The 25,874-nt window shown below is 45.8% G+C and carries 22 protein-coding genes and 1 tRNA gene; 10 read left to right on the plus strand and 13 right to left on the minus strand.

What is annotated here, in order from left to right; genetic code table 11:
• Positions 1 to 50: 50 nt before the first annotated feature.
• Positions 51 to 464, minus strand: a complete 414-nt coding sequence (locus QT973_RS01610) for a hypothetical protein (RefSeq protein ID WP_333053721.1) — start codon at positions 462 to 464, stop codon at positions 51 to 53.
• 102 nt (positions 465 to 566) lie between these two features.
• Here QT973_RS01610 and QT973_RS01615 point away from each other — a divergent pair, with 102 nt between their 5' ends.
• Entirely contained in the window at positions 567 to 1,613 is a 1,047-nt protein-coding gene (locus QT973_RS01615; protein ID WP_333298212.1) for a M42 family peptidase, read from the plus strand.
• A gap of 87 nt (positions 1,614 to 1,700) precedes the next feature.
• Positions 1,701 to 1,773: transfer RNA gene (locus QT973_RS01620), tRNA-Glu, on the plus strand.
• 245 nt (positions 1,774 to 2,018) lie between these two features.
• On the opposite strand, the gene QT973_RS01625 is transcribed toward QT973_RS01620, so the two are convergent.
• Positions 2,019 to 2,510, minus strand: coding sequence for a helix-turn-helix domain-containing protein (locus QT973_RS01625; protein WP_333259253.1), 492 nt, complete (start codon positions 2,508 to 2,510; stop codon positions 2,019 to 2,021).
• A gap of 222 nt (positions 2,511 to 2,732) precedes the next feature.
• Here QT973_RS01625 and QT973_RS01630 point away from each other — a divergent pair, with 222 nt between their 5' ends.
• Positions 2,733 to 3,584 carry a hypothetical protein gene (locus QT973_RS01630; protein WP_333270946.1) on the plus strand — a complete coding sequence of 284 codons (852 nt, stop codon included), beginning with the start codon at positions 2,733 to 2,735 and terminating at the stop codon, positions 3,582 to 3,584.
• A 63-nt stretch (positions 3,585 to 3,647) separates the two neighbouring features.
• Positions 3,648 to 5,093: a hypothetical protein gene (locus QT973_RS01635; RefSeq protein ID WP_333390406.1), complete on the plus strand. Its 1,446-nt coding sequence runs from the start codon at positions 3,648 to 3,650 to the stop codon at positions 5,091 to 5,093.
• Between the two features lie 93 nt (positions 5,094 to 5,186).
• Here QT973_RS01635 and QT973_RS01640 read toward each other — a convergent pair whose 3' ends face one another.
• From QT973_RS01640 to QT973_RS01665, 6 genes are all read right to left on the minus strand, one after another.
• Positions 5,187 to 6,305: a beta-glucosidase gene (locus tag QT973_RS01640; protein ID WP_333390408.1), complete on the minus strand. Its 1,119-nt coding sequence runs from the start codon at positions 6,303 to 6,305 to the stop codon at positions 5,187 to 5,189.
• Positions 6,306 to 6,650: 345 nt separating this feature from the next.
• Positions 6,651 to 8,534, minus strand: a complete 1,884-nt coding sequence (locus QT973_RS01645) for a glycoside hydrolase family 2 TIM barrel-domain containing protein (RefSeq protein WP_333259168.1) — start codon at positions 8,532 to 8,534, stop codon at positions 6,651 to 6,653.
• 199 nt (positions 8,535 to 8,733) lie between these two features.
• Positions 8,734 to 9,090: an STAS domain-containing protein gene (locus tag QT973_RS01650; RefSeq protein ID WP_333053731.1), complete on the minus strand. Its 357-nt coding sequence runs from the start codon at positions 9,088 to 9,090 to the stop codon at positions 8,734 to 8,736.
• A gap of 104 nt (positions 9,091 to 9,194) precedes the next feature.
• Positions 9,195 to 10,424, minus strand: coding sequence for a UDP-galactopyranose mutase (gene glf, locus QT973_RS01655; RefSeq protein WP_333390411.1), 1,230 nt, complete (start codon positions 10,422 to 10,424; stop codon positions 9,195 to 9,197).
• Between the two features lie 129 nt (positions 10,425 to 10,553).
• On the minus strand, positions 10,554 to 11,855 hold the full coding sequence (locus tag QT973_RS01660) for a glycosyltransferase family 1 protein (protein ID WP_333053735.1): 1,302 nt from the start codon (positions 11,853 to 11,855) through the stop codon (positions 10,554 to 10,556).
• A gap of 832 nt (positions 11,856 to 12,687) precedes the next feature.
• The gene (locus tag QT973_RS01665; protein WP_333053736.1) at positions 12,688 to 13,725 is read right to left on the minus strand and encodes an aldo/keto reductase; all 1,038 of its coding nucleotides are present in this window, start codon (positions 13,723 to 13,725) and stop codon (positions 12,688 to 12,690) included.
• Positions 13,726 to 14,147: 422 nt separating this feature from the next.
• Between QT973_RS01665 and QT973_RS01670 the strand changes: the two genes are divergently transcribed.
• From QT973_RS01670 to dtd, 3 genes are all read left to right on the plus strand, one after another.
• A complete protein-coding gene (locus tag QT973_RS01670) occupies positions 14,148 to 14,549 on the plus strand; it encodes a fasciclin domain-containing protein (protein WP_333053794.1) in 402 nt (133 codons plus the stop codon).
• A gap of 535 nt (positions 14,550 to 15,084) precedes the next feature.
• Complete coding sequence (locus QT973_RS01675; RefSeq protein ID WP_333053737.1) at positions 15,085 to 16,236, plus strand: GTP-binding protein; 1,152 nt, start codon at positions 15,085 to 15,087, stop codon at positions 16,234 to 16,236.
• A 155-nt stretch (positions 16,237 to 16,391) separates the two neighbouring features.
• The gene (gene dtd, locus QT973_RS01680; protein ID WP_333053738.1) at positions 16,392 to 16,847 is read left to right on the plus strand and encodes a D-aminoacyl-tRNA deacylase; all 456 of its coding nucleotides are present in this window, start codon (positions 16,392 to 16,394) and stop codon (positions 16,845 to 16,847) included.
• A gap of 225 nt (positions 16,848 to 17,072) precedes the next feature.
• Here dtd and QT973_RS01685 read toward each other — a convergent pair whose 3' ends face one another.
• A complete protein-coding gene (locus QT973_RS01685; RefSeq protein WP_333053739.1) occupies positions 17,073 to 17,324 on the minus strand; it encodes a hypothetical protein in 252 nt (83 codons plus the stop codon).
• Between the two features lie 43 nt (positions 17,325 to 17,367).
• Between QT973_RS01685 and QT973_RS01690 the strand changes: the two genes are divergently transcribed.
• From QT973_RS01690 to QT973_RS01700, 3 genes are all read left to right on the plus strand, one after another.
• Positions 17,368 to 18,603: a HetZ-related protein gene (locus QT973_RS01690; protein ID WP_333053741.1), complete on the plus strand. Its 1,236-nt coding sequence runs from the start codon at positions 17,368 to 17,370 to the stop codon at positions 18,601 to 18,603.
• Positions 18,604 to 19,498: 895 nt separating this feature from the next.
• Positions 19,499 to 20,410 carry a DUF2382 domain-containing protein gene (locus QT973_RS01695; RefSeq protein ID WP_333390414.1) on the plus strand — a complete coding sequence of 304 codons (912 nt, stop codon included), beginning with the start codon at positions 19,499 to 19,501 and terminating at the stop codon, positions 20,408 to 20,410.
• A gap of 300 nt (positions 20,411 to 20,710) precedes the next feature.
• Complete coding sequence (locus QT973_RS01700) at positions 20,711 to 21,529, plus strand: ion transporter (RefSeq protein WP_333053743.1); 819 nt, start codon at positions 20,711 to 20,713, stop codon at positions 21,527 to 21,529.
• Between the two features lie 18 nt (positions 21,530 to 21,547).
• Here the strand turns inward: QT973_RS01700 and QT973_RS01705 are convergent, their stop codons facing one another.
• The 4 genes from QT973_RS01705 to QT973_RS01720 all read right to left on the minus strand — a co-directional run bounded on the left by QT973_RS01705 (position 21,548) and on the right by QT973_RS01720 (position 25,714).
• On the minus strand, positions 21,548 to 22,516 hold the full coding sequence (locus QT973_RS01705; protein ID WP_333231741.1) for a TIGR03885 family FMN-dependent LLM class oxidoreductase: 969 nt from the start codon (positions 22,514 to 22,516) through the stop codon (positions 21,548 to 21,550).
• Between the two features lie 199 nt (positions 22,517 to 22,715).
• Positions 22,716 to 23,570: a DUF1206 domain-containing protein gene (locus tag QT973_RS01710; protein WP_333053745.1), complete on the minus strand. Its 855-nt coding sequence runs from the start codon at positions 23,568 to 23,570 to the stop codon at positions 22,716 to 22,718.
• Positions 23,571 to 23,782: 212 nt separating this feature from the next.
• Positions 23,783 to 24,835 carry an AI-2E family transporter gene (locus QT973_RS01715; protein WP_333314041.1) on the minus strand — a complete coding sequence of 351 codons (1,053 nt, stop codon included), beginning with the start codon at positions 24,833 to 24,835 and terminating at the stop codon, positions 23,783 to 23,785.
• A gap of 15 nt (positions 24,836 to 24,850) precedes the next feature.
• Entirely contained in the window at positions 24,851 to 25,714 is an 864-nt protein-coding gene (locus tag QT973_RS01720; protein ID WP_333390417.1) for an HAD hydrolase-like protein, read from the minus strand.
• Positions 25,715 to 25,874: the final 160 nt, after the last annotated feature.

Here is a 25,874-nt window from a genome sequence, read left to right on the forward strand (position 1 = left end):
CAATTCAACCCGATGACGGCAGCAACCAGAAGAATCGCACGCCGGAAAGTTCACCGCCTAGGGTGATAGCGCGTCGCGATTCCCTGATACTGCTTCAGCTTGGGAAAAAAGTTCTTAATCAAATGACGGGCTTTGTACAATTGAGCATCGTAAGTTTCCAGGGTCTTGCAATTGCGGCGAGGTGAAATGACGGTGGTCTTCCCCTCGGCATTGAGGCGGTCAATCACGCGCTGATCTGGATCATAGCCCTTGTTAGCCAGCAGTGTATCCGCCACCAGTAATGGCTGCAGTTGGTCGCCTCCTGCTCGCGTCACCAGTTTGTCGGGGGGTGAGGTGAAACTCCAACGGATTGCCCAACGCATCCACGCGATCGCATGAATCTTGTTACTCAATGGCCCTTTGCTGCCTCCAATTGCTTCATTCCTAAGCTCCTCAAAAAGCTCAGCAGGAAGATGTTTTTTCAAGTGGGAAAATGCCTGAATTGAAACTAAGTGTACCGCCGGGAAAGAGTGAGTAAATGTGCTTTAATATATGTCAAAATTCGCTCCTAAAAACGAAAATAAAAAATGTTAGAGTTCGATCGCCTATTCCAAACAATCGAAGAATTAGTAATGCTGCACTCACCCAGCGGTGCGGAATCGGAAATTAACCAGCGGTTGATGGAAAAATTCGCCGCCCTGGGAGTGAATGCTTGGGTCGATCGCGCGGACAATGCGATCGCCCTAATTAAGGGTCGCAATCCCGAAAAGTCGATCGCCATTACCGCCCACAAAGACGAAATTGGCGCCCTAGTTAAAACAATAGGCGAGAGTGGCCGGGTGGAAGTCCGCAGATTGGGCGGCGCATTTCCTTGGGTTTACGGCGAAGGCGTGGTGGATTTGCTCGGAGACAAGCAAACAATTAGCGGCATTCTCAGCTTCGGTTCCCGCCATGTTTCTCACGAATCTCCTCAGAAAGCTCAGCAGGAAGATGTTTCTTTAAAGTGGGAAAATGCCTGGATCGAAACTAAGTGTACCGCCGAGGAATTAGCCGAGGCCGGAATTCGACCGGGCACGCGGATGGTGGTGGGAAAGCACCGCAAGCGCCCGCTGCGGTTGAAGGACTGGATCGCGAGCTACACTCTGGACAACAAGGCTTCAGTGGCGATTTTGCTGGCTCTGGCGGAATGTTTGAAAGAGCCTGCGGTGAATGTTTATTTGGTAGCGTCGGCGAAGGAGGAGGTTGGGGCGATTGGAGCTTTGTATTTCACCCAGCGCCAGCCGTTGGACGCGCTGATCGCTTTGGAAATTTGCCCTCTGGCGCCGGAATACCCGATTCGTGACAGCGAAAACCCGGTTTTGCTGGTTCAGGACGGCTATGGAGTCTACGATGAAGGATTAAACGCCCAATTGCGCGCAGCCGCCGCAGCAGCCGATGTAGAGGTGCAGTTGGCGGTAATTAGCGGTTTTGGGAGCGATGCTTCGATCGCGATGAAGTTTGGCCACGTAGCCCGCGCCGCTTGTTTGGCTTTCCCCACCCAGAACACCCACGGCTTTGAAATTGCTCATCTCGGGGCGATCGGCAATTGCGCCGCCATCCTCAAAGCCTACTGTGACGTGCTTTGGGACGAGTAGAAAAAAAAGTTTCGCAAAGTAGTTGACAGATTGGGAAAGATTAGTTAAGGTAATAAAGGTGCGGAACACAAGCAAACGCAACGACGCGCCCCCATCGTCTAGAGGCCTAGGACACATCCCTTTCACGGATGCGACGGGGATTCGAATTCCCCTGGGGGTATTAAAAATTTAAGTCTGATATCAAAGCGATATCTAGTATGTGGGGTGGGCATTTTGCCCGCCCTTATTGCTATTCGGTCTAACATTAAGCTGATGCGTTCGATCGCACATCTTGCACCATTCTCGCTTAACAGGCTTTTCGGCCTGTTCCACAAAGAGTGAATTTTCTTGTGGAACAAGCCGAAAAGCCTGTTCATAAACAAGTAATTGAGAATGGTGCAACATCTCAGTTCGATCGCACTTTCGTTAGTTTGCACCATTGCTATTGATATCAAACTTTTCTATAATGGGAATCTCTGAAGGTGAGGAGGCGACTATTCGCAGGTTTATATCAACTATGATTTGATTTTTATCAAGAACTACATTTGCTTTTTTTATTATAATTTTTGCGGATAAACAATCGCCTGATTCAGGTTCGGGAGATGGCTGAGTTTTATATCCTGCGTCCTCCAGCCATTCACAAATCTTCCTCCAGTTTTCTACCTTTTCATCAGCTTTACCTACAAGATTTTTTACGTATTGGTATAAAGTATTACAGAAATCTACGGCAATTCCCTTGGGGTTTTTACTGAGTCTTTCGGCAATTTCGGCGGGACTGTAGCCGCAGAGTAGACCCCGTAGATGTTGTTTCTCTGTGGGCGTGAGCCGCTTTCCCTTGGCGGATGCTAGGTCTGTGTAAAGAGTTTCTAAGTCCCAGTCGCGGGCAGCTTCGGAGAAGCGATCGTTAGAGGATGCCATTGCAGGGGATAGGTTTCTGGATTTTTTATAATCAAAGTCTAGCACAATTCCTAATGCTGATTAGTTTCTTTGTTAAAGGTAGTTAGATTAGTATCAATGAAAGCAGGATCGTGATTAATTTTACACCTGGAGTGGGGGGAAGGCTCACTGCTTGGGCGGTAGAGTTTTCTGCTCGACAGAGTTATCAACACAAACTCCTCATAATTAGGTATTTACCCGTAAATGTTTAACCACGAATACAAAAAAGAGGCACAAGATAGACTGCGCCGTGCAGTAGAAAAGTACCAAAGAGATTGTGAGTATTTACAAAATGCCGCTGGAAGTCTTTATCAAACGCGAGTCAATCGTGGGGTTGAGATTATCCAACTATGCGAAAATTACATTAACACGTTGGCCAATTCGCCAAAAGAGTTTAGCAAAGTCGTTACAAAACTGAAGTTTCAGCTCAAGGAAATTACTGGCAAAGATTGGGATCTAATTTATGCGGCTCATAACAGCAATGTAGCAGCAGCAGGTGGTGCAGGAGTCATGGCTGGAGCAGGAGTTGCCTGTTTTGGGCCAGCAGCAGCAATGGCAATTGCTACAACTTTTGGAACAGCCTCAACAGGTACTGCGATTGCTTCTCTTTCCGGTGCAGCCGCCGTTAATGCTGCTTTAGCCTGGTTAGGAGGTGGCGCTCTTACTGTGGGTGGTGGCGGTATGGTGGCTGGAAATGCACTGCTGGCACTAGCAGGGCCGATTGGCTGGGGGATTGGTGGTGTAGCTTTGGCTGGTAGTGCTTTTTGGGCAAGTAACGAGAATGAAAAAATTGGTGACGAAGCCAACAACCGCGCTCTTGAAATTGAAGGTGACACAGCTAAAGTCAACATAACCAAGAAAGAAGTCAATCTTCTTGAGGGGGAAACTGTCAAACTAGCTAAGTTGATTCAAAGTGAACTGCAATACTTCAAGCAGAATGCACCTTTGAATTACCTGAATTTTAGCCAAGCTCTCAAACAAAGACTGGGGACTTTAATCAATGCCATTACTTCCCTGAGCGAGTCTATTAAAAAGACCGTAGACCTGAAAATGTAATTATAATTTGGAGTGCAGCATTATCCTCTAGCAATTAGGGAGTAATGCTGCAATTTTTTAAGCATGGAAAACAGAGAAGATAGACATCTGACAACTCAATTCGTTGCTGCAATAGTAGCAGAGGAAAATCTGCGCCATGCAGAACAGCTTGCAACGGAACTCAGTAAACAAGACCGAGCGTTTTTTGCAGCGGTCGGAGAGATTGATAAAGTTCGTGATTTTGTAGGTAGCCCCGAAAAAATTCTGGGAAACACAAGCACAAAACACGGTGAAATAGCTGAGCAAGTGGAAGTTGGTATTCGCAATGCAAAATCTCTTTTGAACTCCTCTGAAACTCGCGCTACTTTTGAGGGAGTGGGTAGAACAGCACCGGAAGATTATTTAATTGATGGTATTAAAGTACAGTCTAAATTTGTGAATGGGGTTGGCAATAATTTAGACCACGTTCTCGACCACATGAAGAAATACGAAAACTTTGGCAGAGATGGGTCATATTACCATATCCCTAAAAACCAATATGAAATTATTGATAAAATATTGAAAGGGCAACAAGTCGAGGGAATAACAAGTCGTACTGCTCAAAAAATACAAGAAAAAGCTCAAGAAATAGAGCAGATGTCGGGTCGTCCTTTCAGTCAGACTGTTCAAGCTGGATCGTCTAACTATGAAGATGTGCAAATAGGCAAAGTTGACGATACGCTAGACCGCAAAGAGCATGAATTAAAGCAAGAACACAAACAAATTAAGGATGGGATACGCTACGAGGCTCAACCTACTCTGGCTGATTTTGGTAACGTTGCTGTTAAAGGCGCGGTTATTGGTGGTAGTATTCGATTTGCTACTAAGCTTTACGCTAAGTATAAGCAAGGTAAAAACGTTTTTAAGGGTGAGTTAACCCCCGAAGACTGGCAAGAAATTGGAATTGATACCGCAAAAGGAGCTGCACTTAGTGGTATATCGGCAACAGTTATTTATGGGTTAACCAATTTTACCCAAATGTCTGCACCCTTAGCTGGTGCTTTTGTTAGTGCCGGCTTGGAAGTTGCTAGTTTAGTCGGTAGTTTGAACCGAGGGGAAATTACTGCCGATCAATTCGTTGAATTAAGTTTATTTGCTTGTGCTGATTCAGCCATTGTTGCTGCTGGAGCTACTATCGGACAAGCTTTGATTCCGATTCCTGTTGTTGGCGCTGTCATTGGTGCGATCGCGGGTCGAATCGTGACTGGTTTTTGCAAGCAGTTATTGGGACAAGATACTCATCTTGCTCGACAAGTGGAACAATATTATCAACAGTCCCTGGCTAAAATTGACCGAGCTTACAAGGCAGCCGTTGCTAATCTTCTTGCTACCTATGAACGACTAGGTAATTTAGCAGAAGCAGCTTTTGATCCTAACTTAAACCTCGAAGTGAGATTGCAAGCTAGTATCGAATTAGCTGAAGCTTATGGCGTTCCTGATTCCAAGATTATTCACAATGTAGATGAGCTTGACTATTTTATGCTGAGTTGAGCGAATAAAATATTAGGAAATCATCGGGAATTTTTAACGCAGATTTAGTATAAGGTGCGCCGCAGCGCACCCTACAGAATTATATAGCAATCATCAATTCTGCAACTTCAACAGCGGTTCAATCTGCTGTCTTTGAAACTGCAATTCATCCGCCAAAGGCTGGTAAATTTCCCGATCGCCCTGATCATTGCAATAATCCCACAAACCATTGTAACAGTGCCTGTCGTCGTCCCAACCCGGATGGTTGACAATCGGATACAAGCAGATTCCCTCTATCGGAACTCCTGCTTTCATCGCCGCCGCTACCTCAGTGCACACATAATTAAACCAGACAGGTCTAAAATCGTCTTCAGTGCCTGTTTCTGCTATAAATAAGGGGCGGCCGTAGCGCTCAAACACTTCTTGCAGCATTTCGCGAAACGGGCGGTACAGCGGATCGGTGTATTTCATCGGAGCTTCATTGTGAATCCACTGATTGCGATCGTAATAATTCACCCCAATAATATCGAGATATTTTTCCTTACCGCCGAGTTCCGGGCGAAAACGTCCAGCCAACATATCCCAAGCTTGATATTGAGATAAGCGATAACCTTCCGCCGCGTCCCGATCCTCCGGTTTGTCAGGGTCAGCAATAATGTTAATTGTGGGGTCGATTTGAACGATCCGGGTGTTGGGATTGACTTCCCAAACTGATTCTATCGCGGCGATCGAAGCTTTGATTAACTGGATTTTTAGCTCGTCTCCCCGCCCTTTCGCAAACGGATTGATGTAGGCGACATCGCCGCCGGCCCAAGCAATAAATGAAATTTCATTGACAGGTGTTACAAAAGGTGTTTGGTCTGTTTCTTCAGTTAGCACTTCCATAAAAGCGCGCACCATGCTTGCAAACCTGGACACAAATTCGGGGCTGAAAATATCAATATCGTCTGGCCAGCCGTAGTGAAACAAATCCCAAATTACCTGCATTTTCATGTCGCGGGCGGCCCGGATAATTGGCAGGGAACTGGAAAAATCATATTTTCCGGGTGTCTGTTCAATTAAGTGCCAGCGGAGGCCTTCGCGGACTGTGTAAATGCCTTGTTCCTGCAAGCGTTGGTAGTCGGCTGCTGCAAATTTATCGTGACCGGTGGCGGCTGTGACATCGAGGCGTTTTCCCGATCGCAATTTGTGGGTAGAGCACTCAAAACCGCCCATGAAAAAACTTTGAAACATCGTTGTTAAATAGTTGATAGTTGACAGTTGACAGTTGACAGTGAGGTTTTAAGGTTCGTAGTAATGACTTTAGTATCGTAGGGTGCGTCGCCCTCGACTAGCTTCAACTCAAAGCAAAAATCTCAGTAGCGACGCACCAGACTAAACCTTAAGTTACGTCAGACTTATGGCGTTATGGTGCGTCGCTAAGGAATCTTTGTAAATAGCTGAGATTGTCGCAGCGACGCACTCTACTTTTAGTTATGGCGTTATGGTGCGTCGCTAAGGAATCTTTGTAAATAGCTGGGATTGTGGCAGCGACGCACCCTACTTTTACTTAAATACCCTCTTGATTCTTTAGTCTATTTAGCATTGAGTAATAGCTTGCGGCTGTGAACTTTCTTCGGGAATATCCCAGCCGAGAGTTGCCGCCGCGATCGCCTCTAGGGGAAACTTGGGAGTGCGATCGGCATACAGCAAACCGTTAGCTTCTTGGAAAGTATCGGTTAACTGCGTGTAACAAAATCCGCTGAACATTTCCACTCGGTTTACCACCTTCAACAACGCGCAGTAGCGCCTTTGCAGTTCCAGCGTGTCCGACGCGCGCACGTAGCCCCAAACCCGGTAAAAATCAGGGTTTTCGCGACCGGCGCAGGCGATGCCGCCGAATTCTGTCAGCATCATCGGCTGTCCTTGGTGCGGGTGGCCGTCGAGGGTGAGGACTCGCCCGCCGGGACGCCCCCGATCGAACAAATCGGCTAGCTGGACTTCGGGCCCGTAGCGCTTGGCTAGGGTTTGCGGGTTGTTGTCGTAGTCGTGAATCGCCAGGATGTCGGTATCGATGCTTTCCCAGCCGTCGTTACCGATGACGGGGCGAGTCGAATCCAGGGTTTTTGTCAAGAAATACAGCGCTTGCACGTAGTTGCGATGGGCTGCCGCTTCGACTAAATTCGGAACTCCCCAGGATTCGTTGAACGGCACCCAGACTACGATACAGGGGTGGCTGGCGTCGCGCTCGATGACTTCTGTCCACTCCCGCGTCAGCCGTTGCACGGCTTTGGGAGTGAAGCGGTAGGCGCTGGGCATTTCTTCCCAAACTAGGAGCCCCAGCACGTCAGCCCAGTACAAAAATCGGGGGTCTTCGATTTTTTGGTGCTTGCGGACGCCGTTGAAACCCATTGCTTTGACTAATTCGACATCCTGCCGCAAAGCTTCGTCTGAAGGGGCAGTCATCATGGTGTCGGGCCAGTAACCTTGGTCGAGCACCAGTCGCAAATAGTAGGGGCGGCCGTTTAGCATGAAGCGATCGCGCTGGATGCTAACCGTCCGCATGGCGGTATAAGATTTAACCTCGTCGAGTAGTTTGCCGTCGGCCCACAACTGCACTTGGGCGTTAATTAGCGTCGGTTTTTCGGGACTCCACAGCAATTCGTTACGGTAGTCGTCGATACCAGGGTCGGAGAGGGCGATGCGGCGGTGGATTTCGCCGTTGAGGACTTCGTAGGTGTCGTTGACTAGCAGCAAACAGCCGATCGACAGTTTAACTTTAATCTGGATTCCCGACTGGCGATCGCCCGCGACAAACGCTTCAAAACCGATTTCCCAGCGTTCAAACTGGGGAGTCCAGCGGATGCGCTCGATATAAGTGTGAGGCACCAATTCTACCCAGACTGTCTGCCAAATGCCCGTCGTGCGCGGATACCAAATACTGTGGGGCTCTATTTGCCAGTCTTGCTTGCCCCGCGGTTGCTCCAAATCTTGGGGGTCGTCGTGGGCCCAGACTGTCACCCGCTGCATCCCGTTGAGGTTCACAATTGCTGTAATGTCTGCGGTGAAAGGAGTGTGTCCGCCTTCGTGTTCGATGACAAACTGACCGTTCACCCAGACGCGGGCGCGGTAGTCTACGGCCCCAAAGTGGAGGAGAACTCTGCCTTCTGTGTGGGGTACGTCAAATTCGCGTTCGTACCAGCAGTTGGCGTGAAAATTCGTGTCGCCGATCCCGCTTTTTGCCGATTCTGGAGCAAACGGCACTTCTATAGTGTGAGTCCACTCAGAAATATCGATCGGCTGCACGCAGTGGCCCGCGTCATCGTAAGCAAACCTCCACTTACCATTGAGACAAATCCAGTTGCTCCGGCGCAGTTGGGGGCGCGGATAACCTGTTTTGCGTCCTTGAACTGTCACCTTACTATCAAGAGTTGCAGACTCTTCTATCTCGCAATTTTCTAGTTCTCTACCTAACCAACTCATCGGCACATCTACCCAAAGTTATATTTATAGGTTAGCTACAATTACCCCCACTTTGACAAGTTTTTTGCTAATTAATTTGCCAAAGTTCTGCACATTAAAACAGCCTCATCTAAAGGCTGTCTTGTGCTGAAGTCATTAGTCAGAAGAAGGAACAATAAACCAGGAAGATTTTTCCTATCCCCCCTCTCTCCCTCTCCCTCTAGCTAGCAAGACTTGGCAAACCTCCTAACTGTTCAGTTAGCTCACTTGTGAGAGAAAATTCTTCGGCAAACGGCAAACACTGAAATATTTGCTGTAGTCCCGTGAGTTCAAATAGAATTCTAACTTGTTCGCTCATGGCAGAGATCAAAAGTATACACTGGCTGTCTCTCACTAATTTCACGATCGCCACTACAGCCATTAACTCGGAATTTTTCAGGAAATTTATTTTTGAGAAGTCCAGCATCAGAATTTTGCCACCGCTTTCAATGAGGCGCTGTATTTCTTTCTGAAACTGAGCAAACTGAGAAATTTCCAAAACCTCATGAGACAAAACAATTTTAACTAGAACGTTCATTTTTACCTCAATGCTTGTTTGAATTATTAAATAACTTTTGATGAAAACCGAGTAAGGTGCTCTATGAGCACCTTACCTTTTTACCCGTAACTCGCAGCTTCCAGCTACTTACTAGGAGATTTGCCGTTGCCGTTGTTGACAGCAGCGACTTCTAGAGAAGCTGCGGCTGGGCGATGGGCGACTCCATTGGATGAGCTGACATTAGAGGCAGAACCGTTAACATTTTCTACCAATTCAATCATCGGCTTGGTAGTAAGTTGCGTGTAAGTTGTTAGAGCTTGAGCGACTACTTGATCCATGTTGTAATACCTGTAAGTCGCCAGCCTTCCCACGAAAGAAACTCCCGGAGTTGCATCAGCCAAAGCCTTATATTTCTTGTATATTTCGGCATTTTCTGGACGCGGAACCGGGTAGTAAGGGTCTCCCTCAGCTTGGGGATATTCGTAGACAATGCTAGTTTTTAGATGCTCTTGTCCGGTGAGGTATTTAAACTCGGTGCAGCGAGTATATAAATGCTCGTTGGGGTAATTTACCACCGGTGCTTCTTGGTGTACGGCTACGTTCAGTGTTTCGTGCTTAAATTCCAAGGAACGGTAAGGAAGTTTGCCGTAGCAATAATTGAAATAGGAATCGACTGGCCCGGTGTAAATCATTTCCCCGTAAGGAATAAAACCCTCAATCTCCCGGTAGTCGGTATTCAGCATCACCTTGATGTTTGGGTGAGAAAGCATTTTTTCAAACATCCGAGTGTAGCCGTGCAGGGGCATTGCTTGATAGGTATCGGTAAAATAGCGATCGTCCCGGTTAATGCGAGTGGGTACGCGCGCAATCACTGAGTTGTCGAGTTCCGACGGATCCATTCCCCACTGTTTGCGGGTGTAGTTGCGGAAGAATTTCTCGTAAAGTTCGCGGCCGACTTTGCTGACAACGACATCTTCGGAAGTGCGAATATAATCCTTTGGTTCTGCTACTTTCGCGAAGAAATCTTCTACTTCAAATGAGGTGAGATTCAGTCCGTAAAGTTTGTTTACGGTGTTGAGATTGATCGGAATTGGCAGCAGTTGACCGTCAACGCTGGCGAGGACGCGGTGTTCGTAGGGCCGCCACTCGGTGAAGCGCGAAAGATACTCGAAAACAGGGCGCGAATTGGTGTGAAAAATGTGGGGGCCGTATTTGTGTACGAGGATGCCATGATTGTCGTAGTGATCGTATGCGTTACCGCCGATGTGGTTGCGGGTATCAATTATCAGAACTGTTTTTCCGGCTTCATTTGCTAGTCTTTCGGCAATGACGCTACCTGCAAATCCGGCTCCGACGATTAAATAGTCAAACATGGAAACACCTCTGATTGTGGGTAAGGGTAAGGGTAAGAAATAATTGGTAATTGGACATACAGCGAGGAGTGTTGAGTGTTAATTTTTGAATCCGTAACGTGTAACTCTTTAACTTCAACCTCAACATTCCTAACTTAAAACTTTCATCCTGCCTTCAGCTTTCTGCTTTTTATCGTCGATCGCACTTTCGATCAACCCCAGCATTTCGCCCCAGGTATTGTCCCAAGAATTGTCTGCTAAAAAGGCATCTACTTCACTCAGCCACTTGGTGCGAACGTCCGAACTTTCGTTAAGGATTTCTTCGGCACAAGCAACGAATTCTTCCCAATTGCTAGCAATCCGAACCAAGCCGTTTTCTCCGTAGGGCCGCACCACGTCGCGGATAGGAGTAGAAATGACAGGTTTGCCGGCAGCGAGGTATTCTGGAGTTTTCGTCGGACTAATAAACTTAGTCGATTCGTTAATCGCAAAAGGCAGCATGGCGATATCCCATCCGCCAAGATACGCTGGCAATTCTTGATAAGATTTGCCACCGAGATAGTGAATATTGGGGTGAGTTGGCAGAGTTGCCGGGTCGATTTTCACCACCGGGCCAATGATGACTAAATGCCAGTCTGGCTTTGCTTGGGCCATGCCCGCCAGCAGTTCGATATCCATGCGTTCGTCTATGACGCCATAAAACCCCAAACGCGGGTGAGGAATGTCTTTTTGATCCGCCGGTTCTTCTGAAAGGTTCCTGGCTGTCGCAAAGTGTTCTTTTTCGATGCTGCTGGGGAAGGGGTGAATGTTTGGGTGCTGGTGCTGTTTGGCTTCGTAAAGGTTGTGTCCTCCGGTAAATACTACGCTGGCGCGCTTTAATAGTTGGTTTTCATTGGCTTTTAAATCGGGGTGTGCGCCTTTGAATGCTGACAATTCATCCATGCAGTCGTAGACTACAGCTAGCGGCTTTAAGTGGCTTGTGAAGCTGACAGCCATTGGTGTGTAATACCACAGAATGTACTGGCTAATTTCTGCCGCTCTAAACAAATCATCTAGCATGGCTTGCTGAGCAGTTTGTGCTGTTGCTTCGCTGGTTCCTTCGCTCAGGTGGGGTACTATTACCCAGACTCCGCTTTCGTGGATGCTGACATCAAGCCACCAATCTGTAGCTGCGCTAAATACAGGTTCTTCTACAAAGAATACGCGACGAGTTTTGGCACAACGACTCAAGAGATGTTGCGGACGCTGATAGACAAAATTCCACCGCAAATGAGACAAGCAAACTAAATCTGGTGCTTCTACAGCCTCAGTTTTTGATAAGTTGGCGCGCACTGCGGGCGAGGGAGCGAATTGAGAGGGGGATTTGGCGGGATCTATAGAGGTAAATCGGATCTCCCATGCTCGCTCTTTATTGCTATAATTATTGTTGACTGAGTTTTCTGGGGGCGACATATTAGCCTCTGGAATTTGTCAATGAAAAATTGTCAGTTAAAATTGGTCAAGAGGATATATTTCTCAGCAGGGTCTTACTGAAAGTCGCAAGCATAAATGTGAGAAGTTTTACGAGCAAGCGCCGCATTCAGTGAGCCAAACAAAGAAACTGTTTAGCTGCGGGAAAAACCGGCTTATCTGCTTTTTTCAGAATTGAAACTTTGAGATAAGTTAATATTGTTAGATTTGCTATTGTTGTTAAATGTAACCCAGTTTTTCTGCCATAACTTCTATCTGAAGGATGACTTTTCTCTCAGGAGACACCTAGCTTGCACGCTGGGTTCAAAAGCCTTTAAAATGCCGATCGACCTTGTAAAATGACTCTTAACTGGCAGGTACGGGGTGAAAAAAGAGCGAGTTTTATTGCTTTATTTGAAGATGAGAGAAAATTTGCCATCAAGTTTATGTTGCTTTTTGATTTGACAAACCTTGCTTTTTTTTAACTCATCCGATCGCTCTTAGGGAAAATTTGTGTCCTAATATACACAGTTTCGTCAAAGATTTCTAACTTCCGATAGATTAACAATTAACAGTTTATGCAGTGGGGTTAAACTGACAAAATATCACCTATCTCAACAATATCAAATAAAACAGGTAACGGCAACGATAAACCTAAGATTTTGCGCGAGTATATGCCAAGAAACCAAGATGATGACATTTGCGCTGTGGGCGTCAGTTTAATCTCGCGCCCACAGCACCAATGTCAATCATCCCTCTAAGGGCGGGTTCGCCGATATCTGCAATCAAACGCCAAATATCCACGTAAACCCGCAACTAGAAAATAGCAGCAACTTTACAGTCGGCGGCTGTCAATTTTGGCCATTCCTCCTCCAAAGGCAAAATCTTGCACCGTCGAACTCTTTAAGAAATCGTGAGGGAAACCCAATTCAATTGCACTTACTTTGTCTAACTGCTGCATTTGTTCGGGGGTTAATTTAAACTCCAAACAAGCCAGATTTTCCTGAAGTTGCGAGAGTTTGCGCGAACCCACAATTGGAATAACTTCGACTGGCTGTTGGATCAGCCAATTTAGGGCTACTTGAGAAGCAGGTTTGCCAATTTCGGCTGCTATTTTGCTAACTTGGTCAGCTATTTTGAGGTCGCGTTCGTTAATTTTTCCCGATTCAGGTGAATTCAGCCGTTTAGCTTCGCTGGCTGTTTCTGAAGTGTTGTATTTTCCTGTTAGCAAACCGCCTGCTAGGGGACTCCAAGCTGTGACGCCAATATCAAAGGCTTTTGCCATAGGGATCAAGTCCCGTTCAGGAGTTCGCTCTTTTAAAGAATACTCGATTTGCAAGCCGATAAATGGTGTCCAACCGCGCAGGTGGGCGATCGTATTTGCTTGAGAAATAATCCAAGCCGGCGTATCGGAAATGCCGATGTAAAGAACTTTGCCGGCGCGTACCAAATCGTCAAAAGCGCGCATTACTTCTTCGACGGGTGTGGTAAAATCCCAAGCGTGCAGCCACAGCAAATCTATGTATTCGACTTGCAATCGCTTCAAACTGGCCTCTACTGCTTGCACCATATTTTTGCGGTGGTTGCCAAAACCATTGATTTCGCCATTCTTCATGTTGAGGCTATACTTAGTGGCAACTACCCATTTTTCGCGATCGGCTGCGATGAACTCACCGACATATTTTTCGCTAGTACCGTTGGTGTAGAGATTCGCGGTATCAATGAAATTGCCGCCCGCTTCTGCAAAGGCGTCGAACATTTTCCGGCTTTCGTCGTAGGAACCGCCCCAACCCCAATCTTCGCCAAAAGTCATGGTTCCGAGGCAGATTTCCGAAACGCGAAGTCCGCTGTGACCTAGTAGTTTGTATCTCATGTCACCCTTCCGCTAGTTAGTGGTTGTTAACAGTTTAGATCGGGATTTCCCAAACTGTTGCCATCAGTCGGGGTGGCAGGCTTTTGTAATGTGTTAGCGCTGCGCTGAAGGTTGAATGTTTTGCCAAGTCAATCAAAATGTCGTAGCAGGGGCGATGCTGTCTCGCCCCTGCGTTTAGTTTAAACAGCGCGCAGGGGCGATCGGCTTACCAATGTATTTAGGATTACATTTCTAAATTAAAATACAGTAAAATCGGTAAATTATAATCTACCTTTAGGTAGGTATTTACTGACATGAGTTATATATAAAAAAATGTTCTATTTTATATAAGAAAACCAAACTGAACGAGAAAAAATATCTGTAGCTAAATTAACTTTTTAGCGTTATAGTGATTTACAGATTACAAAAACTAGGTGACTCACTTGGCTGACATCGTTGATACCGCCGTTTCGGCAGGCTCTTTTACTACCCTAGTTGCTGCCGTCCAAGCCGCTGGTTTAGTAGATACTCTTAAAGGCGCTGGCCCCTTCACTGTTTTTGCGCCTACTGACGAAGCTTTTGCTAAGCTTCCCGCAGGTACTGTAGAAGCACTGCTTAAGGACATTCCTAAGCTGACAAAAATCTTGACTTATCATGTCGTTTCTGGCAAAGTTATGGCCGCTGATGTGGTCAAGCTGAAATCTGCCAAGACAGTGGAAGGTTCAGAAGTTAAAATTGATGCTTCCAATGGTGTCAAAATCAATGATTCTACCGTTACAACAGCCGATGTTGCTGCTGATAATGGTGTCATCCACATTATTGATTCAGTCTTGCTTCCTGCGTAAGCACAGATTTAGATAGCGCAATACTATCTTGAGGGCGGTGGCTGTTGTTAGCCACCGCCCTGTTTTCGTTGAGGTTTAAATATTTTAGGCTGCTCAATAATTAAAACTATTATATAGCCATCCTTGCAGGAGTCGTAAATTTTTTACCCCACCCCAACCCTCCCCTTGGTAAGGGGAGGGAGTAAGAAATTCACAAATGATTTAGGATTGCTATAGAGTAGGGGGAATTGGCCGATCGCACTGGGCTTGAGTCTGTCCCAAATTTGTCGCTGCTGGAGTTAGTGGCAAAAACTGCGACAGGTACTCTGGACAAAATTTTATCAAAAAAATAAAAAAGTGCGATCGCGTTAGCAATTGCCGATAATTAGCGGCCCACTTATTTTGCACTCTCGGGCTGATTCCCGGTTGATGCGTAGATACCATGCCACCAAACCCAACATTTCTCCGAGAAACTGGGTTTACCAGGCCTTGTCCTAATTAAGATACAATAAGAGCCACAAAGAAAGTGCGATCGACATTATTTGACATTCAAGCTATGCAATCTACAACTCAGTCCGAGACAGAACCGGCGATGGACGCTCCCAAACACGGCTTACCCGTTACCATCATTACAGGATTTCTCGGCAGCGGCAAAACAACCCTGCTCAACCACATCCTGACCAACCAGCAGGGTTTGAAAACAGCAGTTTTGGTAAATGAATTTGGCGAAATCGGCATCGACAACGAACTGATTGTCACCACCGACGACAACATGGTTGAGCTGAACAACGGCTGCATTTGCTGCACTATTAATGAAGATTTAGTTAATGCAGTTTACAAAGTTCTGGAACGTCAAGAAAATCTCGATTATCTGGTAGTCGAAACAACCGGACTCGCCGACCCGCTGCCAGTAGCAATGACTTTTTTAGGCACAGAACTGCGCGACCTGACTCGTCTCGATTCGATAGTTACAGTAGTAGACGCAGCCAACTACAGCTTAGATTTATTCAACTCTCAAGCAGCTTACAGTCAAATAGCTTACGGCGATATAATTATCCTCAACAAAACTGATTTGGTTGAAGAAGCAGATTTAGATTTGTTGGAAGTTAAGATTCGGGATGTCAAAGAAGGTGCTCGAATTCTGCGAACAGTAAAATCGCAAGTTCCCCTACCGCTTGTCCTCAGCGTCGGATTGTTTGAATCGGACAAATATTTCCAATCTGAAGAAACTCCTAGCAGTCACGACCATCACGACCATCACGACCATCACGACCATCACGACCATCACGACCACAGCCATCACGACCATCACGACCACAGCCATCACGACCATCACGACCACAGCCATCACGACCACAGCCATCACGACCACTCCGACCATTTAGAAAATGACGGATTTACCTCAATTTCTTTCCTGAGTGACAAGCCGTTTTCTCTGAGAAAATTTCAATATTTCTTAGACAAACAAATGCCAACAAATGTGTTTCGCGCGAAAGGGATTATGTGGTTTGAAGAAAGTCCCAAACGGCATATTTTTCACTTGAGCGGCAAGCGATTTACGATGGACGATGACCAGTGGAAAGGCGATCGCAAAAACCAGCTTGTTCTCATCGGTCAGGGTTTGGATACCGAGACTTTGCGATCGCAACTCGAAAACTGTCTTTGTATGCCTTCAACCAATCGCGGCAAAGGTTTTGGGAAAAACTAAAGGTTACTGGTTCCCAGGCTCTGGCCTGGGAACCGATGTAAGCGAGGCTCTGCATCTCTGGTACTTAGGAAGATAGGAGGCAGAGCCTCTGGATCTGCGTTACCAGGCCAGAGCCTGGTAACGAGTAATTACCTATTACCAATTACCGATTTCCCATGCGAGTCATCATCCAGCGAGTAAAATCATCTCAAGTCGAAATTGACGATCGAATTATTGGCAAAATTGGCCGCGGACTTAACTTGCTTGTAGGTATTGCAGACACCGACACCGAAACAGAACTCGATTGGATGGCTCGCAAATGCCTGGAATTGCGTTTGTTTCCCGACTCTGCCACGGATACCGGGCGCTGGGACAAGTCAGTACAAGACATTGGCGGCGAGTTGCTGGTTGTCAGTCAGTTTACTCTCTACGGGGACTGCCGCAAAGGTCGGCGACCTTCCTTTGACCGAGCAGCGGCTCCTGAACGAGCCGAAATTTTTTATGATAAATTTGTCGAAAAGTTGCGCCAGAGCGGCTTAAAAGTCGAAACAGGCTTGTTTGGAGCGATGATGCAAGTCTCGATCGAGAATGACGGGCCGGTGACTTTGGTATTAGAGAAAGAATCAGGGTGAATTGTTTGCAAACAAAGCTCTGTGTGCTTCTTTCTGATTCCTTCTTCCTTCTTGGATAAGATCAAATTTTCAGATTAACCGGGTTTCCTAACTGCTGTTGCGTAGGTTCTGAAGACATTGCAGATAGCTACACTCTGCCAAGTCTCGATTCCACAATCTCTAACGGCCAAAACCCCCTCAAATAGCCAGTTATTAGATTGTCCACTCAGCGGCCTGGCAGCACCCTCAGTTTTCCTGGCGATCGCCCCACGCACATAACAGCTCAGAATGCTTGTAAAGTAAGGCTTTAACGGCAATAAAACCAATCTTCCACAGCCAGCGATTAGAATCAGATTCAGCAGCCAAAAACTGTTGCATGAGAGAGTGGAACACTGGCATAACTACGGTTATCTCTACTTCCGTAACATTCAATGTATAGAGAGTTGAATCAGCACAGCAAGCGAAACCGCCAGCAACTGCCGCCTCACACTCTGACAAATGTCCTCGCACACCCGCTGTGCCCTACCACCCGATAAATGCCATGACTGCCAAAACTGCCACCACCGTCAACTGCAACACCGCTTCTGGCTTCAACTGCATTCCGGCTACCTCCAGCGAACCAAACGCCGAAATCAATACTGTTCCCAGCATCGATATCCTCGCTTTGGCTGACTTCGCCCTCAAAGAATTGCAAGGGGAAATGAAAACTGCCAGCCGCAGCGCTCAAGCAGTGGCGATGCGGATTGCTAAGGAAGTTGAACGGATTTGCCAAAAAAGCGATCGCATCCAAATTTCCGGCGAAGTTGAAGCTTGGCAAATCACCTTGGCCGAGCACCGGTTGCAAAAAACCCTGCAATACTACCGCCTCGGTTCCAAACAAGGCCGCGTCGAACTGCATTCTCACCTCGCGGCGATGATTTACCGCCATGTTGCTTCTTTCCGATCGAACTTGAACTTCCAAGCTCGCTACAACATGATTGAAGACTTTTTGCAAGGCTTTTACATCGAATCTCTGCGAGCTTTCCGTCGCGAACATCAACTCGATGTCACCTACCAGCCCCGCACGCAGCTAGAATTGGCTGAGTACATGGCTTTTACCGAACACTACGCCAAGCGCCAAATCGGTTTGCCCGGCCGCAACCGCCAACGCCTGATCGTGTTGCGCGCTCAAGGATTTGCCAAGGGCCAGCCTCCCGAAACTGCGATCGACATTGAAATGGCTGTAGAATCCGGCAAGGGAGAAGATGCGGAAATTTACAGCCGCTCTCCGGCGCTGCAACAAGTGCGCGAGCAAATGGTATCGGAAACTGTCGATCCTGCTGATGCTGTGCTGCGCGATCGAGTAGTCTCGGAATTGATCGCCTATCTGGAATCGCAAAATCAGCCAGAATGCGTGAATTACTTAACTTTAAAATTGCAAGACCTTTCGGCTTCGGAAATTGACCGCGTGCTCGGTTTGTCTTCCCGCCAGCGCGACTACTTGCAACAACGGTTTAAGTACCACGTCGAAAAATTTGCCCGCACTCAAAATTGGAAACTCGTCCACGAATGGCTGGGTGCTGATGTCGATCAAAAGCTGGGAATGACTTCGGACAAATGGGAAGCTTTTCGCGCTCAACTGTCGCCGGAAATGCAGCAATTGTTAGAAATGAAGCGGAATCAAGAAAGCGACAAGGCGATCGCCACCGCGATCAAATGCACTCCCAAACAAGTCCAAAAACGCTGGGCGCAACTGTTGGAGCTGGCTAGCCAGACTCGCAACAGCAACCAAGCTTAAGTGGTACTCAAATATGAATGCAACTGTTTTCTTGAGACTGGAAAATGCGATCGGGTGCGGCATCTACACAGGACAGCCCGCCCCGGCGTCCGCTCTCAACTCAACAAGGGCTGCTACTAATTTATCGCCGCTTATTGGCAAATTCAATTTATTAAAACAACATTACTTTTTTTAATATCTTTCCTTCCCTGGTTAGGCCGGGGAATTTGTTTTTATTAGTCATTAGTCATCAGTCATTAGCCATTAGTCATTACTCATTAGTCATTAGTCATTACTCATTAGTCATTACTCATTACTCATTAGTCATTACTCATTAGTCATTAGTTAGGACAAATTGCTTGCTAAAGAGGCGACCGGGCATATATTCATAATGATTTTAAACATAGGGTGTAGCATAATCAAGGCAAAGTTTTTCAAATGTGTTTGCCCCAAATATCTCACCTAAAAGTCTATTTTTAAAGTAATAAATTATGTATATAGCAATCCTAAATCATTCATGTAAATTTGTAGGGTAGTGCTACCCCTACTCCCCGTGCCTACCCCCTATCTATCGGGGCAACCACGGGGAGTAGGGGTCGGATTGCCCCTACAATAATTACGCGAATAATTTAGGGTTGCTATATATTTTTTTGCTCCGTTAATGTACAGTATCAAAGTCTAATTTCTAAAAGTATTTTTCTATATAAATAGTTAGAAACCGATTGTGAAACTTGAGGGTGCGGAAGGTGGATGAAAAATTAAAAAGTCATCTATCCAAAGACAGAAAAAAATTAAAATAAATATACTCATCCTACTATTTTGTTTCACTTAATCCTTCATAAGAAGGAAGCATCAAATTTGAGATATATCTAAAATGGGGTCATAAGTTGATATAGATAGAAAAGGAAGGACTGGTATGTTACTTTACAAAATTGAAGATTTTAATCCCAACTACCGCGAAGCTGCTTTTAATGGCGAAGATATCAAAGGTCTGGATATCTATGCTGGAAATACAGATGAGAAGATTGGCTCAATTGATACAGCGCTAGTTGATGAGACAGGACGTTTCCGATATTTTGTGGTTGACACGGGTTTCTGGATATTTGGCAAGAAGGTATTAGTTCCAGTTGCACTTTGTCGAGTTGAGGTTGATGCAGAACGCATCTACGCGACGGGTTTGAGGAGTAAAGACCAAGCAGAAAGACTACCCAGGTATGAGGATGGGATGGTGGTTGATTACGATTATGAAGAACAAGTTCGGGGTGTTTATCGTACTCTAACTGTAGAAGGGTCTGCACCTGTAGAAGCATCATTGCCTTTAGAAACCTCATTGCCTGTACAAGCATCTGCACCAGTTTCTATGCCGCGTTCTGTCTCTAACCAAGCTAAGGCTGCTGGTTATGACCGCAACACATACACTTACGAACAAGAGCCTCAATTGTATCAGATGAACGATCGCGAGCATCACAAGTTCCGACTCTACGAAGAACGACTGGTTGCAGAAAAAAGCCGTCACAAAACTGGCGAGGTAGCAATTGGCAAGCGAGTTGAAACCGAAACGGCACGAGTTTCCGTTCCAACAGAAAAAGAGCGAGTGGTAATTGAGAGTATAACTCCAGAAAAGGCAGGTGCGCCAGTAAATCTGGATACTCCCTTCAAGCAGGAAAAGGTGATGCGTATGGAAGTTTACGAAGAAAGTGCTGATATCAAAAAAGAAGCTTTCGTGCGCGAAGAAGTTAACATCAGGAAAGAAGTTGAAACGGAGACCGTTGAGGCAACGGAAACACTGCGTCGTGAAGAGTTGGACGTGAAGAGGGAAGGGCGTTAGAGTGCGAATGAATTTAACAAGGGTTTGTAGTTAGTTGCGCTGTCTTCGCCCACATGAGCTGGGTCAGCTAAAAAGCTGGCAGGATACTTTGTTTTTAGGATGGTTTGGTTCAATGGGTGTGGCAGCGATTTTCTATGCCATGCTGGCGCTACGTAAAACGGGGTTAGAGTCAGCTTGGGTCATTGGTAGCCTAATTATTTGCGTGTCAATAATAGCCCACTGGTTTACTGCTGTGCCATTGGCGAAACCTTATACTAAAATGCAGCGTAAAAGACAAACTTTTAATGATTTGGTAGGTAGATGAACAACCCCAACCTAGCCAAAAAACAAGCCATAGAACAAGAGCAAGGCGAAATTTTGCAACAGCTAGAAGATTGGCTGGAAGCTCCCATGCTGGTGCTGGCATTTGTGTGGCTAGCCCTATTTATTATTGAATTAACTTGGGGATTAAATCCACTGCTAGAAGTCGTTAGCACTACTATTTGGATTATCTTTATTGCCGATTTTCTAGTTAAATTTGCCTTAGCTCCGCGCAAAATTTCCTATATTAAAAGCCATTGGATAACGGCTTTTTCTCTGCTGTTGCCTGCTTTGCGTACCTTGAGGATTGTACGAGTGGTGCGAGCATTCAAAACAGCACGGGCTGTGCGAAGTTTGCAGTTGTTGCGAGTTATGACTGGTACGAATCGAGGGATGCGGGCATTAGCTGCGAGTGTTAGCCGTCGCGGATTTGGTTATGTCGTAGGACTAACGATAATTATTACCTTGGTAGGTGCAGCAGGGATGTATGCTTTTGAAAAAGATGTCGCCGATGGTTCCTCCGGGTTAAATAATTACGGCACAGCGTTATGGTGGACGGCAATGCTAATGATGACAATGGGTTCGGAATATTGGCCCAAAACGCCAGAAGGTCGCATACTTTGCCTTGTTCTGGCACTCTATGCGTTTGCGGTTTTTGGTTATGTAACTGCGACCATCGCCACATTTTTTATTGGTCGCGATGCAGAGGATGACGAGGCAGAATTAGCAGGAGCGAAATCAATTGCAGCACTTCAAACGGAAATTGCTGCCTTGCGGGCTGAGATTCAGCAATTATTAAATCAGAATTCAAAGTCTTGAATTAGGTAGATGCCAACATCAAGTTTTTGTCAGCACTGGCACTACTTTTTCGCCAAACGCCTCAATAAACTGCTCTTGCGATCGGTTAACGTTGTGCAAAATTAGTTCATCAAACCCCAATTCCATATCTTGTTGCAACCACTCAATATGCTGCTCTTGGTCTGCCGAAATGCGGACGTGTTGATATAACTCCTCTGGTTGCACAAACTCCCCGGCCGCATCAAATTGATCGGGTGTTATCAGTTCTGTCAGCATTTTACTTTTGAAGATATTACTACGCCATTGATGATGAGCGCCTTGTAGTGCTTTCTCTGCATTACTGTTATAGGAAAGCTGCACTTTCAAAATCATTGGTTTCCCTTCTCCGCCACCGCGACGAAACGCATCGACGACTTTTTTTAACTTTTCAGGTGGGCGAGAAGTAGTAATTAATCCATCTGCCCAACTGCCCACCCATTCTGCGGTTTCTGGCGTAACTGCGGCGCCGATAATTAATGGGAGAATTTCCGGGCGGGTATAGAGTTTTGCATCTTCTACGCACACTAAACCGCGATGGGTGACGGTTTCTCCTGTCCAAAGGGCGCGGATAATATCGACACATTCTTTGAGGCGCGCGTTGCGATCGCTCTTAGTAGGCCACTTATCCCCAGTAATATGTTCGTTCAACGCTTGACCGCTGCCAACCGTTAGCCAAAAACGATTGGGAAACATTTCTCCCAACGTTGCCGCAGCTTGGGCAATAATAGCCGGATGATACCGCTGTCCGGGAGCGCAAACAACCCGATAGGAAAGCCTCGCCGTTGCTTGCATTGCTGCACCCAACCAAGACCAAGCAAAACCACTTTGTCCTTGCGCTTCACTCCAAGGATGAAAGTGATCGGAAGAAAGGGCATGGGTAAAGCCAGCTTGTTCTGCCATTTGGACATATTTCAGCAGTTCGCTGGGCTTAAACTGTTCGTGGGAAGCATGATAACCAATTTTTGCCATAAGTTTTTAGGAGTTTTGAGTACAGTAGGGGCGGTGCCAAGAGTGCCCGCCCTGAGTTTTGAGTTAAAATATCCAGACTTAAAAGCAGGTGATTTAATCAGGACGCCTTGTAAAAGTTTTGAGCTTTGAGTTAGATAAGTTTTTAATTCAAAAAAATTGTTGTACTCAAAATTCATAACTTTCTGCATAACGGGCAAGCTTATGAACCGAAAATTCGCCGATAGCGAGCTTCAATTACCGAGTAGATGCCATAGGCAATTAAACCCAAAGGTACTAGAGCCAAAATCACTGGACTAAAAGGCTGTTGTGCCACAATTCCCAACACATCGCCCAATCCTTTCGTTTGACTGGCATCCGATAGCCTTGCTGCTTGAATTAAGAAAAAACCGATTATAACGAAAACAACTCCACGGGCAGCAATTCCGAATCGACCCAACCGTGTCGCCCAAGTTTGCTCGGTTTGGCTCATTTCATTTAGCTTGAAATGGCGGCGAAATTTGGCTTTATATGCTTGGTAGAAATAAGAAAAACCGACACCAATAACAATTGAGCCTGCCAATCCTACCAGCCATTCTCCAAACGGTTGCGCTAAAATTTGGGCTGTCAAATCTTCGGTTGTATCGCTCTTACCGCCGCCGCCTGAACCCATTATCAGTTTTACAGCCGTTAAAGCTAAACCTGCGTAAGCTAAAGCACTTAAGGCGTAGCCAATGCGTTGGGCAATTCGCTTGGCATCCATTTTCTGTCCTTGGTTTTCTGGGTCGAGAATTGCCTGAACGATACGCAAAAGGGCATAACCAATAATGCCAATCGTTACAAGAAATAGCAGAAATTTACCGAAGGGTTGGTTAACAATTTCTGATAATGCACCGCTAGTATCGGTTGTCCGGCCGCCCATACTGAAGACGGCTTGTGCTGCTAAAAAACCGACAATAAAGTAAACTAAGCCTTTGGAAGCATATCCCAATCTTGCCAGTCGCTCAAACCAGGGATGAGAAGCTGCCTGTCCAATTGAGTCTTTAATGCTGTCGGTGGGTGAGTTGTCCCGTTTCATATTTTTTGACAATTTAGTTGTTAACGACTGCTGCCATACCCAATAGTGCATTCCTGTCCAGCTAACTGAGTTCTTAAACAGATAATTTATGTGATTATTTATTAATTTAAAGATTAGCTTGTTTAGATTTTTTTAAAATCTGTCTTGAGCGGGAGTCTCATCGGTTGATTGAGTAATAAATTTCACATTTATTGGGCTTGACAAATATAGCTTTAGGGGCTATGAGATGGCTTCCATGATGGAGGAGTCTGCCAGCGGTCTAGTATATCTTTGATTAAAACTTCTTTAACCCAAATTTGAATAACAATTAGAATTGGTAGCGCTAAAAATAATCCCAAAAAACCAAAGAAAAATCCGAATGCTGTCACGAGAGCTAAGGTGTAAGCGGGAAGCAGAGATACCTGCTTTTCCATAATGATAGGTGTGACCAAGTTGCCTTCAATTTGTTGAATTAGGAAATAAAGCAACAACACCGCGCCTGCTTTTGAAGGCGAATCTAATAAAGCCAGCAGCAACGGTGGAATTACGCTTAAAATTGCGCCCATATAGGGAATTAAGGCTAATATGAATGCCAGAAGCCCGTTCACAAAAGGCAGGGGAACTTGCAAAACCAACAAACCAATAATGCTCGTAATACCAATAAAACTCATGCTTAATGCAACGCCGGCCAACCAACCCATTAAACCCTCTTCGCATTTTGAGAGAATTTCATCGGCTCGCTGACGGTAAAAAGCCGGAAAAAGGCTGATAATTGCGTGGCGGTATGGCATCGGATTTACCAGAAGCATGATTGTCAAAACGGTAATTAATAAGGTATTGATAATCAAGGTTAGATAGTTGGAAAACCACAGATAAATATGCGAACTTGTCCACCGAAAAAGCGTTTTAATTTCTTGGGTTAAATCGTCAATACTGGGAAGGTTATCAACTATTTGTCCGGGTAATCTTGCTTGCAACCAATTGCTCCAAAGTCGCAGTTGTTCTATTCCTAGCGGGACGAGTTCGGACAACTCTTGAAATTGATTGCTCAGGCGCGTTACGATGAGAGTTAGCAAGACAGCGCTCGCTGTGACTAGAATCGCCGCTGCTAAGGCGATCGCCACTCCCCGCTTCGCACCCGACTGCTGCAATCTTCGCACTAAACGGTTGAGAGCGATCGCTAAAATTACGGCGGTAAAAAACAGTAAAACAATCGTTCTAATTTTCCACAAAATATAGAGCGAGGCTACCAAAGCCAAAAAACCGATCCACTTTCCTAAACTCACAACAAAAGCCTCTCTCTATTCACCAACACTTAACTCTAGCAGGGAGATTTTTTTGGCTAAACTTTCTACAGCGAGAGTGAGCGATCGCATCAATTCCGAATCCTCACTGTATTCTGCTGAAGCCAAATTCATCAGCCGCTGACTTTGGCTAATTTCTATTTCCTGACTCCAATCTTGTGCGGTACTATCTTTATAAACCCCAATCGTTATTCCCTGTTGTTCATTCAAAAGCGAAAAACAAGGAATATCTGATGCCCCATCACCCACATAAATGACTTGCGTTAGCGGGATGTGCAATTCTTCCGCCGGAACATCCCGATAAACAAATGTCTGGCCATCGTCTTTTGGAGCGTTGTCAACGCCTTTGGCAAGTTGGAACAAATAGCGAGTTTTTTCCGTGTGAGTTACAATTTTTTTGACAAACTCAATCTCGCCCTCTTTACCATAATGGAACTCGCAACCCCACATCGCCTTAAACTTGGGGGCGATGCAATTATTACGGGCAATTTCCACCATACCGCAGCTAATTAGATAAAATTCAACTTCCACTTTGGGGTTGATTGCATAAGCGCTTTGACGTAGGCGATCGAACATTTCTGCAACGCCATCAAAAGGCGCTAATTTTTTCCCAAAATTTGCTATATATTCCTGGGTTATTTTGTTCCCTTGACGCTTAGATTCCTCGATAATTGCGTAAAATCTGGCTAGAATATTGTCCCAACCGCTATCAATTAAAGGTTGAATTCGCTCGCGACGAAAGGCGAGGGCATCAATATTGAGGCTTTCTAACAGACTATCGACGGTATCCGGGACAAGGGTATCGTCGAAGTCAAACACGACGGCGATATAGTTAGATAAAGGTTTGGTTGCGAGAGTCATAACAATTTGAAAGTGAAGGTTAACTAACAACAGCAACTTGATAGTTGCGATTTTCCCAATTTTGGGAAATAGTTCCCAAACAGGTAAAGTGTAAAAACTGAGATATTGCACCAATGTCAATAATGGGATTTTTCGTGGAGTCGGGCGGGTTTATTTAACC

The organism is Microcoleus sp. Z1_A1 (assembly GCF_036700305.1).
GTDB lineage: Bacteria > Cyanobacteriota > Cyanobacteriia > Cyanobacteriales > Microcoleaceae > Microcoleus.